Consider the following 15716-nt stretch of genomic DNA (forward strand, 5'->3'; position numbering starts at 1 on the left):
GTTTTAGTCGGGAATTCAGAAATTGAAAAAGTAAAGGAAAATTAAATGATCAAGATTAAAAATCTTCATGCAAATGTTGAAGGTACTGAAATATTAAAAGGAATCGATTTAGATGTAAATGCCGGAGAAATACATGCTATTATGGGTCCAAACGGTTCCGGAAAAAGTACTTTGGCAAATGTTTTAGCCGGAAACGAAGCTTACGAAGTTACCGAAGGTGAAATTATTTTTAACGAAAAAAATATTGTTGAAATGGAACCGGATGTTAGAGCCCGCGAAGGATTATTTCTAGCCTTCCAATATCCAATTGAAATTCCGGGTGTTAGTAATTCCGTATTTTTAAAAACTGCAATAAATGAAATTAGAAAGCATAACAATCAAGAAGAAATTTCCGCAAAAGATTTCTTAATTCTTATAAAGGAAAAAGCAAATATCTTAGGAATGGATAGCGCATTAATTAGTCGTTCGGTAAATCAAGGATTTTCCGGCGGTGAGAAAAAACGCAATGAAATTTTACAACTTTTAACTCTAAATCCAAAGCTTGCAGTACTTGATGAAACTGATTCCGGTCTTGATATTGATGCACTCAAAATTGTTGCGCATGGTGTAAATAAATTCAAAAGTAAAGAAAATGCTGTAATTCTTGTAACTCATTATCAAAGACTGCTTGATTATATCGTTCCGGATTTTGTTCATGTTTTATATAAAGGAAAAATTGTAAAATCCGGTGATAAAAATTTAGCATTAGAATTAGAAGCACGCGGTTATGATTGGATCATTAAAGAACAAACTGAACTTGTTTAAGGCAAAATAATGAACAAAGAAAAAAATATAAAAAATTGGTATTTAGAAAATTTTCAAAAGTTTGATAAAGTAAATAATGATAATTTTAAAAAGTTAAGAGCTGATGCAGCAAATGATTTTGAGAAATCAGAATTTCCGACAAAGAAAAATGAGGAATGGAAATACACTAATATTTCTCCAATACTAAATAATGAATTCTTCCCCTCCCCATTGGTTAAGCAAGATTTTGAAAATATTTCAATAGATCAATATAAAATTCAAAATTTGGATACCCATCTTGTTGTTTTCATAAATGGAATATTTAACAAAGAATTATCTGAATTAAACGACATAGAAAATAATGTAATTATTGACAGTTTTTTTTCACAATCAACTTTAAATCATGAATTAATTTCAAAATATTCTTCAAAGTTAGAAAGTGGTTTAAATTCATTCACATTATTAAATCATACTTTTACTTATGATGGTTGTTTTATTTATATTCCAAAAAATAAAATTGTAGAAAAGCCAATACATATTCTTAACATTTCTATTGATAACCCGAATAAACAACTAATTCAACCAAGAAATTTAATAATTGCAGAGGCAAATACTCAGGCAAATATTATTTACGATTTTGTTGGCAAAGACGGATTAGAATATTTTACAAATACAATTACTGATATTTCTGTTGGAGAAAATGCAAATTTGAGTTTTATTAAAATACAAAATGAATCTAACTTGGCTTTCCATATTGATAAAACCGATATTCATCAAAATAATTCAAGCATTCTTAATCACTTTTCGCTTTCATTCGGAAGTAAAATTGCAAGAAACGATATTAACACAAAATTAGATGGAGAAAATATTGAATGCCATCTTTTTGGGTTATACTTAGGAAATGATGAACAGCATATTGATAACCATACTTTTATAAATCATGCAAAACCAAATTGTATGAGCAATGAATTATATAAAGGTATTTTGGATGATAAAGCTAAAGGAGTGTTTTCCGGGAAAATATTAGTTGATCGAATTGCTCAGAAAACAAATGCGTTTCAGTCAAATAAATCAGTACTGCTTTCAAATGAAGCCAGCATTGATGCAAAACCGCAACTGGAAATTTATGCAGATGATGTAAAATGCTCGCACGGAGCAACAGTTGGAAAACTTGATGAACAAGCATATTTTTATATTCGATCAAGAGGTGTTTCTGCAGAAGCTGCAAGATCAATGCTCATAAGAGCATTTATCGATGATGTAGTAAGTGAGATTAAAATAGAACAATTAAAAGATAAAGTAAATCACATAATATTTGAGCATTTACATAGAGAAGCATTCTAATGAATTTTGATGTTGATATTAAGCACAGTACAAAGCAAACAAAAACTTTTAGAAAATTTTTTGTTGATGATGTTAGAAACGATTTTCCAATTCTAAAAAGATTTGTTAATGGAAAGCCATTAGTTTATTTGGATAATGCCGCAACTTCACAAAAACCTCAATCTGTAATTGATGCTATTACAAATTATTACACTTACGAAAATGCCAATATTCATAGGGGTTTGCATTTCTTAAGTGAACTGGCGACTGAATCTTATGAAAGTGCTCGTTTAAAAATAAAAGAGTTTTTAAATGCAATGAGTGTTTCGGAAATAATTTTTGTTCGAGGAGCAACGGAAGGAATAAATTTAGTATCTAATTCACTTTGCAGAGCAAATTATTTTTCCGAAGGTGACGAAATTATAATTTCGTATATGGAACATCATTCTAATATTGTCCCTTGGCAATTACTTTGTGAAAGAAAAAATTTAATTCTAAAAGTGGTTCCAGTTAATGATAGCGGTGAATTTATATTTGAAGAATTTGAAAAATTAATATCACCTAAAACAAAACTTGTTTCGGTTGTTCATATTTCAAATGCATTGGGTACAATAAATCCGGTTAAAGAAATTGTAAAGAAAGCTCACGAATTTAATATCCCAGTTTTGTTAGATGGAGCCCAAGCAGTTTCTCATGTTAAGGTTGATGTTCAAGATTTGGATTGTGATTTTTATGTTTTTTCCGGACATAAAGTTTTTGGTCCTACCGGCATTGGAGTTCTTTATGGTAAGACAGAATTTTTAGATAAAATGCCTCCATTTCAAGGTGGCGGCGATATGATTAGAGAAGTTACGTTTGAAGGGACAACTTATGATGATCTCCCGCAAAAATTTGAAGCTGGAACTCCGAATATTGTTGGAGGAATTGCTCTGGGAACAGCTATTGATTATTTAACCTCATTCAACTCCGAAGATATTGCTCTACATGAAGATAAATTATTAAAGTATGCAACCGATAGACTGCTTCAGATTGAAGGATTGAAAATTATTGGAACTGCAAAAGAAAAAGCTTCAGTTGTGTCATTCGTTATTAAAGGAATTCACCCTTATGATATTGGGACAATAATTGATACGGACGGAATTGCAATAAGAACCGGACACCATTGCACAATGCCACTTATTAAGAGATTTGGTCAACCGGCGACTGCAAGAGCATCATTTTCAATGTACAATAAAATTGAAGAAATTGATCAATTGTATTCTGCACTTTTAAAAGTTAAAAAAATGTTTTCTTAGGTACTTCAATGATTGATAAAGGATATTTAGAGCAAAAAATAATTTCTGTTTTAGAAACTGTTTATGATCCGGAAATTCCCGTAAACATTTACGAACTTGGTATGATTTACAATATTAAAATAGATGATGGTGCTAATGTTGAAATCATGATGACACTAACTTCACCAGCATGCCCGGTTGCTGAAAGTTTACCCGGAGAAGTAAGGCAACGAATTAAAGAAATTGAAAATGTTAATGATGTAAAAATTAATTTAGTCTGGGAACCTCCATGGAATAAGGATATGATGAGTGATGAAGCAAAATTAAATTTAGGATTTTTATAATAGTTTTTAGAAAGGAAAAAAATGTTTGAAATAAATAATCTTTCTCCAACCTATGATCCGCGTGCGGTTCAACCAATGCGAGATGAGTTAATATATATTGGATTTAAAGAATTGACAACATCAGAACAAGTTGATGAAATTTTGTCAAAAAATAATGATGAAACAACTCTTGTGTTTATTAATTCGGTGTGCGGATGTGCCGCCGGAAGTGCAAGACCAGGAGTTTCATTGGCATTACAAAATAATTTAATTCCAGATAATATTGTGACTGTATTTGCAGGGCAAGATAAATTAGCAGTAACAACTGTACGCGAAAAATATTTGGCAAAATTTCCTCCTTCATCTCCTTCAGCTGCATTGATAAAAAATGGAGAAGTAATATTCATGCTGCCTCGTCATCATATTGAAGGAAGATCACCGGAACAAATTGCCGAAGTTCTTCAAAATATTTTTTCTAATTATTGTACAAAACAAGGTCCCTCAATCCCAAAGGTAAAATATGATAAATTGGTTCATGCTAAAATGTGCGGTTCAAGAATTCCTTTGAATGACGAATAAATTTCTGCTAAACAATGAAATTTACAACACAAGAAGAATATGGCTTAAGATGTTTAGTTAGATTAGGAAACTCTTATACAAAAGGAGGGGGCTTAACAATTCCGGATATCAGCAGTAATGAAAGGATTTCAGAAGATAATGTGGCCAAAACATTAAGACTTCTTAGATTGAACGGATATTTAGAAAGCGAAAGAGGAAGAATTGGGGGCTATTCTTTAACAAAGCATCCAAAAGACATATTAATTGGCGATGTGATGGGTATTTTAGGCGGTAAATTTTTTGAATCATCATATTGCCAATTACATAATTCCGAATCAATTACTTGCACTCATTCAACTGATTGTTCAATTAGATCATTCTGGCAGTTGATTCAAAAATCAATTGATCAAGTTATGAATAATCTTACTTTACAAGATTTGCTAAATTCGGAAAAAATATTTTTTGAGGAAACAAATAAAAAAATTGAAGTTCAAGAATCTACTTAAATACTCAATTCTTTGCCTTACTGCATTCATCAACTAAATAAATAATTGATTGATAATTAATTCCACTGTGTTTTGTTAAACCAATTTCGCAAGTTTTGCTTGTTGAGTAACCATTTTTACAATTATGATCGGATACAAATTCACTTAAATTTTTTAGAGCTGATTCATTGAGTTCGGGATGTGTAAATCCTCTATCACCGGCAAAACCGCAGCAATTAATTTCTTCCGGAATGAAAACATTATTACAACATTTTTTTGCAATAGTAATAAGTTTGTTTTTCAAATCCATTTTCTCGGCACTGCACGTTGTATGAATTGTTATAGAATCTTCAATTGTATTAAAAACTAATTCATCTAATAGAAAATCATGAATGAATTCAATTGAATCATATATTTTCAATTGTGGATTGTTCAGTTTTTGTAAATCATCTTTAATAGTTTTAACACATGGACTCGTATCAAAAATAATTTTTATTTGTCCATTGTTGCTTGCTTTAGTTAAACTTGAAATCAGTTGCTTACTTTTTTGTTCGGCTGCATCAAAAAATCCTTTACTCGAAAAAGGCATACCACAGCAAAGCGAATTTAAATTATCTGGATAAATAATATGATAATCAGCTTTCCTTAATAAATTTTCCATAGCTGAATTTAATTCTTCATTATACTTTGATTTTTTTTGATTTCCAAAAGTGCGGCTTATACAGCTTGGAAAATAAATTACAGTTTTTTCTGATTGCTGAATTGTTTGTTTTTGAATATTAAATTTTGCTCCTTTCGTCAAAGCTTCATTCCACATTGGAGTTTTATTTTTAAATATTCTTCTAGTTAAATTTGATGAACTTTTTAAAAATTTATCCCCAAAAATTTGCTGAAGAATTATTACGAAGTTTAATCCAAATTTTATAAAACTTACTATTGCTGAAAAATGTTTTGAAATAAATAACGCAAAAGATTTTTCACTTTTTGTGTGCAATGAACTTCTAATTTGCTTTATTAATTTTCCAGTATCAATATTTACCGGACAACTTAATTCGCATAAACCATCAGTTGCACAAGTCTGTTCTCCATAATATTGGTATGAATTTTCAAGTTTTGTGATTAAATCAATATTCATACTTTCAGATTTCATTTTATTAATTTCTCGCCAAACTGTAATTCTTTGTCGAGGTGTTAATGTTAAATTTTTTGAAGGACAATTATTTTCGCAAAATCCGCAATCAATACATTTATCAATTAATTCATTTACAATTGGTGTTGGTTTTAAATTTTTTATATGAATTGACTCATCATTATTTATTAATACTCCTGGATTTAAAATTCCATTCGGGTCAAATAATTTTTTGATTCTGATCATAATTTCATAAATCTCATTCCCCCATTCATATTTTACAAACGGAGCCATATTTCTTCCGGTTCCGTGTTCTGCCTTAAGCGAGCCATCATATTTATTTATAACTAATTCAACAACTTCATTCATAAATTTTTTATATCGATCGACTTCTTTTTCATCGTTAAAATCTTGCGCAAAAACAAAATGTATATTTCCCGAAAGCGCATGTCCCCAAATAATATTTTCCGAATAATTATATTTTGCAAAAATTGATTTAAGATCTTCAACGGCATTTGCTAAATCTTTTGTATTAAAATTTAGATCCTCAATTATAACGGTTGTTCCTTCTTTTCTTGATTTACTTACCGATGGGAACAATCCCTTTCTTACATTCCATAATTTCAAATATTCATTTTTATCCTTTGTAAATTCAACTGGTCTTACAGTTTTTACTAAACTCAACGCATTTTTTATTCTATTGATATTAAAATCTAAAACAATTTCATCGGGAGCTGAAGTTTCAATTAAAAGTGCAGCAGATTCTTGCGAAAGATTTTTTAAGTAAACGGGCATTCCATTTTTATCTTCAACAGATTTTAAAGCTGCTCTATCCATTAATTCTGCGGCATCAATTGGGAGTTCATTAAGAATTGGAATTGTTGAGCAAGCTTTTTTCACATTTGGAAAAATTATTAGTGAAGTTCCTTTATAGGGAAAAGAATTCACAGTATTTAAAGTAATTTCTGAAATAAATCCTAACGTGCCTTCTGAACCAATCATTAAATGTTTAATTATTTCTATGGGATCTTTAAAATCAATAAGTGAGTTTACGCTATATCCCATAGTGTTTTTAATCTGATATTTCTTTTTAATCTTATTTCTACAAATTTCATTTTGATTTAATTCTATTGAAAGATTTAATAATTCAACAATTAATTTTCTATTTTCTTCTATAAATTTTAATTTCTGATCGGCGTTTGAAGTATCAAGAATTTTTCCGTTTGGAAAAACAATACGCATTTCTGAAACTGTATTGTATGCATTATTTTTTATACCACTCGTCATTCCGCTTGCATTATTTGATGCAATGCCGCAAACCGTTGCAGCATTTATTGAAGCAGGATCTGGTCCAATTTTTTTGTTGAATTTACTAAGTTCAAGATTTGCTCTTCCGCCTAAAACAGCTGGTTCCAAAGTAATTTTAGTTTTGCATTCGGAAATTTTAATTTTATTCCATGACCTATCGGCAACAAGTAAAACAGAATCTGAAATTGATTGACCGGACAAGCTTGTGCCGGATGCACGAAATGTAATTGGGATTTTAAATTTGTTACATGAATTTATTATAAAAATAATTTCTTCTTCTGAAATTACTTTTACAACAATTTTAGGAATCAACCTATAAAAACTTGCATCGGTCCCGTAAGCTAAAGTATTTAGTTCATCTTCGAAAATTCTATTTTGGGGGATTACAATTTTTAATTCGTTAATTAATCTTTGATAATTTTCTTTTAACATTTTGAAGATTTTTAGAAGTATTGATAAGTTAAATTTAGAAAAATAAAAATGGAATATCTAAATGATATTCCACTCTATAAATTATTTTGAACAAGCAGATTCAACTTCTTTAATTGTTTTAGGTATTGGTTTTCCTAAAACTCTATTTCCATCTTTCGTTATTAGAACATTATCTTCAATTCTAATTCCGCCAAAATTTCTGTACTCATCTAATTTTTTATAATTGATATACTTAATAAATTTTTTCTCACTTTTCCATTTATCAATTAATGCGGGAATAAAATAACATCCCGGTTCAACTGTTACGACAAATCCCGTTTCTAATTTTTTTGCTAATCTTAAATATGCTAAACCAAATTGATTACTTCTTTTTACAGTTTTATCATAACCAATATAATTTTCGCCTAAACTTTCAAGATCGTGAACATCCAAGCCCAGCATGTGCCCAAGCCCGTGCGGGAAAAATAAAGCATGCGCTCCTTCTTCAACGGCTTTATCAATATTACCTTTCATAATTCCATATTTTTTCAAACCGTTTGCAATTATTTTTGCTGCATTCAAATGAACATCTTTATATTTAATTCCGGGTTTCATCATTTTAATTGATTCAAGTTGTGATTCCAAAACAATATTATAAATTTCTTTTTGTTTTTGAGTGAACTTTCCACTTACCGGAATTGTTCTTGTTGTATCGCTTGCATAACCTAACATTGTTTCTGAACCCGAATCCAGAACTGCAATTTGTCCATCTTGCATAATATTTTCATGCGAGTGGTTATGGAGAATTTCCCCGTTAACTGAAAATATAATTGGAAACGAAACTCCATTTCCTTTTGAAATTGCAATACCTTCAACTTTTCCGCAAACTTCTCTTTCTGTAATACCAACTTTAATTTCTTTCATTGCTGTAATATTCATATAATAACTTACTTCAAGAGCTTTTTCAATTTCAGTAATTTCTTCTTCAGATTTTATTGACCTTTGTTGAATGACAGATTTAATTAATTTTACTGAAGAATTGTTATTAATTTCACCAGCTTTTATATCCAAAATTTCTTGAAGTAATAATAAATTATCTGATCGATATTGCGGTAAATAGTGAATTTTATTTCCATGAGAAATTTTCTTTCTTATAAAACTTTCTAATTTGGAAAAAGGTTTTGTATTTTCAACACCAACTTTTGCTGATTTATTTTCAATTGTATCGTCAAAGCCCATCCAAACTACGTCATCCAAACTTCTGTTATCACCAAAAATAATTTCTTTGTTTTTCGAAATATCAATAACTGCAGCTAAGTTTGCTTCATTAATTCCCCAATAATATAAAAAGGAACTATCTTGTCTGAAGCGATATGTGTTTCCTAAATAATTCATTGGCATTTCATTATTTCCAAGGAATAAAAGAATTCCGTCTTTGAACTTTTTCTTTAATTCATCTCTTCTATTTTTATAAGTTTCTGTTTTAAACATAACATCTCCAAAAATTTTAACAATTCAACTTTACTAATTATTAAATTAGCATTAAGATTTATTTTAAGAAAGATTTTATTTTTGATTTTTTACTTCTTATTACATATTATGAAAATCAACTTTTTAAAGAATAAACTATAATTTTATTGTGAATAAATATTTAAATGATTTTTTCTAACATAAATTTGAGCATATTATGAAAAACCTTTTGAGTACTAATTTCCTAGTATTTTCTATCTTTTTCCTACTATCATATTTCTCGTTTAGCATTTTGTTTGATAACTTGAAAATAGATCGTAATGAATTGCAAATTAAAAAGTTAAGTAAAAAGGAAAGAAAAAAAGCAAGAACTGATTATTTTTTTAATATTATCCGTGATCCAAAAACAAATTCAATTCCGGAAAATATTAGACGAAGAGAATTAGAGTTTGCAAAAAAATTACCGAAAAAAAATAGTACTGATTTATACAAAAATAGTTCAACTGGATTTGTATGGACAGAAGTTGGACCAAACGATGTCGGCGGAAGAACAAGAGCTTTAGCAATTGATGTAACTAATTCAAATACAATTATTGCCGGTGGAGTTTCCGGAGGAATTTGGAAATCAGTTGATAATGGCGAAACTTGGCAGCAAAAGAGTGGTAATAATGAAGCATTCAGTATTACATCAATTGTACAAGATCCAAGAAACGGATTTACAAATACTTGGTATGCTTGTGGTGGTGAAATAAATGGAAACAGTGCATCAGATAGAGGATTTACCGCTCGTTATTACGGAAACGGATTGTTTAAATCTATTGACAATGGAGAAACTTGGACTGCTGTTGAAAATTCAAAAAGTAATCCAACCAAATGGGATTCAAATTTTGATTATATGTCAAAATTATTAATTCATCCAACAACTGGATCTTTATTTGCAGTTGCTAATGGTTTGGGAATTATTAAGTCAACCGATGGTGGTGTAAACTTTAATATTTCATTGGGTGCTTTGAATGACCATTATTATAGCGATATAATTGTAAAATCTGATGGAACTTTAATAGGAGTAATTTCAGATTATGGATTTAATGAAACAAAAACGAATACACCGGGAATTTATAAATCAACAAATAATGGATTTAGTTGGACAAATATTACTCCGGTGGATTTCCCTTCTGATCATCATAGAAGTGTTTTAGGAACTTCAAAATTATCTACACCAATTTTTTACATACTCACATTTACCGGTAATAATTTAACTGACGGAAATGAAGATGTGAAATTATTCAAATTGAGTTTGGATAATTCAGTTACAGAAAATTTAACAGCTAAATTACCAAAATTCGATTCTGAATCTTTCGAATATCAAGGTCATTTATATACTCAAAGTAGTTATAATTTAGCAATTGCAGTAAAACCTGATGATGATAATTTTGTTTTAATTGCCGGTACTAGTTTATTTAGATCAACTGATGGATTTTCTACAGCAATTACTAATCCTAAATTAGGATGGATCGGTGGATATCATTCAAGTGAATTTTTCTATCCAAATTTACATCCCGATATTCATAACATAACATTTGATCCTAATAATTCAAATCAAGTTTGGGTTGGGCATGATGGGGGTTTAAGTTTTTCTAATAACATTTCTGACGTTTCATATTCTCAATTTTTTCCTTGGGTAAACAAAAATAATGGATATAATGTAACCCAATTTTACACCGTAAGTATTCCAAGTAAAGCTGATGATTTTAGAATAATGGGTGGAACACAAGATAATGGAACACCGTTTTTTATATGGAATAACTCAAATGAAGCAACTTCTGACTTAAGTTCTGGCGATGGTAGTTATTCTCATTTTACTTCCGGGAAATTCGCATATTCCTCAATTTACGATGGACAGATTTATAGACTTAATTATGATAATTCTGGTATTCCAAGTTTTGATGCTGGTTGGACAGAAATTACTCCTTTAAATGCAACCGGGCAACTTTTTATTAACCCATTTGTAATTGATGCAAATAAAGAAAATATTATGTATTATCCAGCAGGAAATTCAGTATGGAAAAATGCTGCAATCACTTTAATTTCTCCTTATTTGCAAGGAGGAACAGAAAGCGGATGGATTGAACTTGCCAATATGAAAATGCCCGATGAATATTCAATAACTGCAATTAATGTTTCAACATCAAATCCATTAAACTTATTGTATTATGCCGGATATAAATCTGATGAATCGCCAAAAATTTACAAACTTGCCAATGCAAATAGTGCAATAACTGGAAATATTGATATTTCAATTCCAGATGCCAGTTTGGGAGGTTATATTCACAACATAGCCATTAATCCAGATAATGGGAATGAAATAATTGTTGTACTTTCTAATTACAATATCGCAAGTTTATTTCACTCAACTGATGGAGGACAAAATTACACAGAAATTGAAGGTAATTTAACGGGAGATGAATCTAATCCGGGACCTTCAATTCGATCAGCAATTATTCATCCTTATAATAATTCAACATACTATTTTGTTGGAACAAGTACAGGTTTGTATTCAACGACAAATTTAAATGGAACAAGTACAATTTGGGAACAAGAAAGTTCGAATGAAATTGGAAATGTTGTTGTAGAATTTCTTGATGCAAGAACTTCAGATGGAACAATTGCTGTTGCAACACATGGAAGAGGATTATTTATCGGTAAACCAAACGGTGCCGTAAATATTGAAGATAATGTAAAAATTGAAAATGAATTTGTATTAAATCAGAATTATCCTAATCCATTTAATCCAACAACAAAAATAAATTTTACAATTCCCAAATCGCAATATGTTAAGTTAAATGTTTTTAACGGTAACGGTGAATTAGTTAAAACATTGATTAATAAAAATCTTGTTAACGGAAATTATTCGGTTGATTTTGATGGAGGAAATTTCGCTTCGGGAATTTATTACTATAGATTAGAAGGTGAAAATTTTAATTCAACTAAAAAAATGATTTTATTAAAATAGTTTTTATTAAACCTCAGAGGTTTTTAAAACCTCTGAGGTTTTAGTTAATCATTTTAAAAACAATTTTTGAAACTCTCTTTTCTCTCTACTTTTCCAAGCGCTTTTGTGATAAGCATATCCGGCAACTAAAGGCATTGCAATTGTTGCTTCAGAATAAACCATTTGCTCATATGTTGTTTCAACTTTTCCCCAAGAACTTGCTTCTTTTAACGTAGAACCGGAAAGTGCGCCGTCTCTTTCATCCGCAACAGTAATTTGAACTGCGTATTTATGCATTGGTGCATCTTCCATCAAAATATCCGCAGCAACAACTATATCTTGAGTAAAATTTTTCGGAACTCCGCCGCCAATCATAAATATTCCAGTCTCTTTTGTATTCATTTTAATTTTTGTTAATTCAAGAAAATCTTTCCCGGAATCAAACGAAACATGTTTTTCCGGATTATTATATTGATGTACAACAATTCCAAATCCCGCTGAACAATCTGAAAATGCCGGAACAAATATCGGAACATTTTTTTTGTACGCAGCATAAATTACACTGTCATCAACTTTTGGTCCGCCGTTTTCATCTAAATATTTTCCAAAATTCCATAACAATTCTCTGGAAGAATATGGTCTCGGTTCCAAACTATTAAATATTTTTTCAGTTGTTTCATCGCAAATTCTTAATTCATCTTCATCAATATAAGTATCATAAATTCTATCAATGTGTAAATCGCGCAATTGATTATCATCGCTAAACGGAGTTCCTAAATAATGTTTAAATCCTAATGCTTCAAAAAAATCTTGATCAACCATAATTGCTCCTGTAGAAACAATTGCATCAACCATATTATTATTTACCAAATCAAAAACAACTTTTTTCAATCCGGCACTGAATAAACTTCCGGCTAAAGTTAAAATTACCGAGCAATTTTTATCTTCCAACATCATGTTGTAAATTTTTGCGGCACGATTCAAATCTCTTGCAGAAAATGCCATTTTTTCCATCGAATCAACTAACTTAATTACGTTATGTTCTTTTATATCAATATGTTCAATTACATCTTTTAAAAAATCTTTTTTTTCTTGCATTTATTTTCTCCTTTTAATTACAGCGCAAAGATAAATCATTTTTACATTTTATAAAATTAAAAAGTCAATTATAATTCCAATTTAGTTTTTACACAAAAATATTTATATTGAGTTAGTTTAGTTTTGTAAAGAATTTTTAAATTGATAAGGAGAAAATATGCTTAGAAAAATTTTAAATCTCGCAATTCTAATTATTATTTCAACAGCAATTTTTGTTAACGCTCAAAATAATTTTGAGGGAAAAGTTAAATTTAAAATTACAAATGATGATGACGAATCAAACTTAATGGAATATTTTTTAAAAGATGGAAATTTTAGAATTTCTCTCTTTGATGATGAAGATGTTTCTGCAATTTTTCTTTATGCAAAAGAAAATTCTTTTATTCTGATGCCGGAAGATAAAATGTATATGAATTTAAATAATTCACTTTTTACAAAACTTGGCGATATGATAAAAGATAAATCGGATGATGATGACGAAAAAGATAAGAAAGAATTTAATTTTGAGAATTACAAAACCGGAAAAACAAAAACATTTTTAGGATATGAATGCGAACAATGGATTCATAAAAATGAAATGGATGATGATAGTTATGAAGTTGAAGCATGGATTACTGATGAATTAGGAAATTTTATGTTGATGGAAAACCCAATGGGAGCCGGATATTCACCAACTTGGGGAAGTTCATTAAAAGATAAAGGATATTTTCCGCTTCAAGTAATTACAAAAAATTCAGATGGTGAAGTAGTTTCAACTTTTGAAGCCGTTGAAATAAATAAACAATCTTTAAATAATGATTTGTTCGAAGTTCCTTCTGACTATAATGAAATGAAAATTCCGGGAATGTAAAATTTTAAAAGGTTGTAACAAAATATTTTAGAATTTTAAAGACTGCGGAAATCAGTTTTTTCAGTGTAATCTGTGTTCTATTTTTTTACAACCTTTTTCCTTAATTATGAAGAAAAACTTTTCACTTTACATAATTTTATTTTCAATTCTTATAATATTTTCTTGTACAACAATTCAAGAAAATTCTAATTTTGATAAAAATAAATTTAAAATAATTGATGAAGTTGAACCGGAGATTATTCATTTAACTGGAGAAATTTCCGGTAGAAATTCTGAAATTTCCGGAATGTGCTGGTATAACGATTTTCTACTTTTAGTTCCGCAATATCCAAACTTTATTTCTCAGAATGAAAATGGAATAATTTATTTCATCAAAAAAAGTGAGGTATTAGATTATCTTTTCGCAAAAATAACAAATGAAATTTCTCCCAAAACTTTTAAAATAAATCTTTCCAATTTAGGTGAATTTCTAAACAGCGGTTCCGGATTTGAAGCAATTTCTGTAATTAATGATATAATATATCTTTCTATTGAAAGTATGAATGATGGAAAAATGAGGTCTTTAATAATTTCCGGTGAAATTGATACAACAAATTTTACAATTTCATTGGATAAAAATTCCGTATCTGAAATTCCAACTTCCGTAGAAATTTACAATTTAAGCTGCGAAGCAATTGCGTCAAAAAATGATACGATAATTCCGATTTATGAAGCAAACGGAAAAAATGTAAATCCAAAAACATTTGTAAATATTTTTAACAATAAATTAGAAATATTGGAAAAAGTAAAATTTCCTAATTTAGAATATAGAATAACCGATGCAACCGAAATTGATGAAAACGGAAATTTTTGGACAATAAATTATTTTTTCCCAAAAGATGAAAAAAAATTAAATCCCGCAAATGATGAAATTTTTAGCAAATTTGGAATTGGAGAAACTCATCAAAACGCTAAAGTTATAGAAAGAATAGTTGAATTTGAGATTAAAAATGAAAGAATTTCAATTTCTGATAAAAATCCTATTTATCTAAAATTGTTGGAAAATGATAGCAGAAATTGGGAAGGATTAGCAAAATTAGATGAAAAAGGATTTCTATTAATTACCGATACTTTTCCCAAAACAATTTTTGCTTTTATCCCCTATAATTTTTCAAAATAATGTGAAAAATAAATTAATATTCAATTTCTTGACATTTCTTATCCATTAAGATATATTTACAAGCTCTAAAAAAATCTCTTTAAACGGAGGAAATAGTTGAAACAAGAAAGAATAACACGATTTATTAAAACAGAAGATGCCGATCAGAAATGGTATGTAATTGATGCTAATGATTTGATTTTAGGCAGATTAGCGGCAAGAGCTGCGTCAGTAATTCGTGGAAAGCATAAACCGATATTTACACCAAATACAGATACTGGTGATTTTGTAATTGTTGTAAATGCAGAAAAAGTGAAATTAACTGGTAAAAGAGAACTAATGAAAACTTATTTTACTCACTCAATGTATCCGGGTGGAGGCAAAACAAAGTCTTTTTCTGAAGTTAGAACAAAAAAACCAGATTATATTATTACAGAAGCCGTAAAAGGAATGCTTCCAAAAAATAGATTAGGAAGACAATTATTAAAAAAATTAAAAGTATATGCTGGAGCTCAACATCCTCATTCAGCTCAAAAACCTGAAGCTTTAAGTTTATAAATTAATAGGAAATTAA

13 protein-coding genes are annotated in these 15716 nt (G+C 29.3%); 10 read left to right on the forward strand and 3 right to left on the reverse strand.

Features of this window, described 5'->3' with window-relative positions; translation table 11 throughout:
• Positions 1 to 45 precede the first annotated feature (45 nt).
• Genes sufC through IPH62_03415 form a run of 6 tightly spaced genes read left to right on the forward strand, consistent with a single transcriptional unit; the run spans position 46 to position 4767 of the window.
• Positions 46 to 804, forward strand: coding sequence for a Fe-S cluster assembly ATPase SufC (sufC, locus tag IPH62_03390; GenBank protein ID MBK7104307.1), 759 nt, complete (start codon positions 46 to 48; stop codon positions 802 to 804).
• A gap of 9 nt (positions 805 to 813) precedes the next feature.
• Positions 814 to 2127 carry a Fe-S cluster assembly protein SufD gene (sufD, locus tag IPH62_03395; protein MBK7104308.1) on the forward strand — a complete coding sequence of 438 codons (1314 nt, stop codon included), beginning with the start codon at positions 814 to 816 and terminating at the stop codon, positions 2125 to 2127.
• Positions 2127 to 3401: a cysteine desulfurase gene (locus IPH62_03400; GenBank protein MBK7104309.1), complete on the forward strand. Its 1275-nt coding sequence runs from the start codon at positions 2127 to 2129 to the stop codon at positions 3399 to 3401. Before sufD ends, IPH62_03400 begins: the two co-directional genes overlap by 1 nt.
• 11 nt (positions 3402 to 3412) lie before the next feature.
• The gene (locus tag IPH62_03405) at positions 3413 to 3724 is read left to right on the forward strand and encodes an SUF system Fe-S cluster assembly protein (GenBank protein ID MBK7104310.1); all 312 of its coding nucleotides are present in this window, start codon (positions 3413 to 3415) and stop codon (positions 3722 to 3724) included.
• A 21-nt stretch (positions 3725 to 3745) separates the two neighbouring features.
• Positions 3746 to 4282, forward strand: coding sequence for a BrxA/BrxB family bacilliredoxin (locus tag IPH62_03410; protein ID MBK7104311.1), 537 nt, complete (start codon positions 3746 to 3748; stop codon positions 4280 to 4282).
• Positions 4283 to 4296: 14 nt separating this feature from the next.
• Positions 4297 to 4767 carry an Rrf2 family transcriptional regulator gene (locus IPH62_03415; GenBank protein ID MBK7104312.1) on the forward strand — a complete coding sequence of 157 codons (471 nt, stop codon included), beginning with the start codon at positions 4297 to 4299 and terminating at the stop codon, positions 4765 to 4767.
• Between the two features lie 4 nt (positions 4768 to 4771).
• On the opposite strand, the gene IPH62_03420 is transcribed toward IPH62_03415, so the two are convergent.
• Positions 4772 to 7615, reverse strand: coding sequence for an FAD-binding oxidoreductase (locus IPH62_03420; GenBank protein ID MBK7104313.1), 2844 nt, complete (start codon positions 7613 to 7615; stop codon positions 4772 to 4774).
• A gap of 81 nt (positions 7616 to 7696) precedes the next feature.
• Entirely contained in the window at positions 7697 to 9085 is a 1389-nt protein-coding gene (locus tag IPH62_03425; GenBank protein MBK7104314.1) for an aminopeptidase P family protein, read from the reverse strand.
• A 283-nt stretch (positions 9086 to 9368) separates the two neighbouring features.
• Here IPH62_03425 and IPH62_03430 point away from each other — a divergent pair, with 283 nt between their 5' ends.
• A complete protein-coding gene (locus tag IPH62_03430) occupies positions 9369 to 12077 on the forward strand; it encodes a T9SS type A sorting domain-containing protein (protein ID MBK7104315.1) in 2709 nt (902 codons plus the stop codon).
• 48 nt (positions 12078 to 12125) lie between these two features.
• Here IPH62_03430 and IPH62_03435 read toward each other — a convergent pair whose 3' ends face one another.
• A complete protein-coding gene (locus IPH62_03435; protein MBK7104316.1) occupies positions 12126 to 13154 on the reverse strand; it encodes a deoxyhypusine synthase in 1029 nt (342 codons plus the stop codon).
• 157 nt (positions 13155 to 13311) lie between these two features.
• Between IPH62_03435 and IPH62_03440 the strand changes: the two genes are divergently transcribed.
• The 3 genes from IPH62_03440 (at position 13312) to rplM (ending at position 15700) form a co-directional block, all read left to right on the forward strand.
• On the forward strand, positions 13312 to 14004 hold the full coding sequence (locus IPH62_03440) for a DUF4412 domain-containing protein (protein MBK7104317.1): 693 nt from the start codon (positions 13312 to 13314) through the stop codon (positions 14002 to 14004).
• 106 nt (positions 14005 to 14110) lie between these two features.
• Positions 14111 to 15163 carry a hypothetical protein gene (locus IPH62_03445; GenBank protein MBK7104318.1) on the forward strand — a complete coding sequence of 351 codons (1053 nt, stop codon included), beginning with the start codon at positions 14111 to 14113 and terminating at the stop codon, positions 15161 to 15163.
• 96 nt (positions 15164 to 15259) lie between these two features.
• Positions 15260 to 15700: a 50S ribosomal protein L13 gene (gene rplM / locus IPH62_03450; GenBank protein ID MBK7104319.1), complete on the forward strand. Its 441-nt coding sequence runs from the start codon at positions 15260 to 15262 to the stop codon at positions 15698 to 15700.
• Positions 15701 to 15716: the final 16 nt, after the last annotated feature.

The organism is Ignavibacteriota bacterium (assembly GCA_016708125.1).
Taxonomy (GTDB): domain Bacteria; phylum Bacteroidota; class Ignavibacteria; order Ignavibacteriales; family Melioribacteraceae.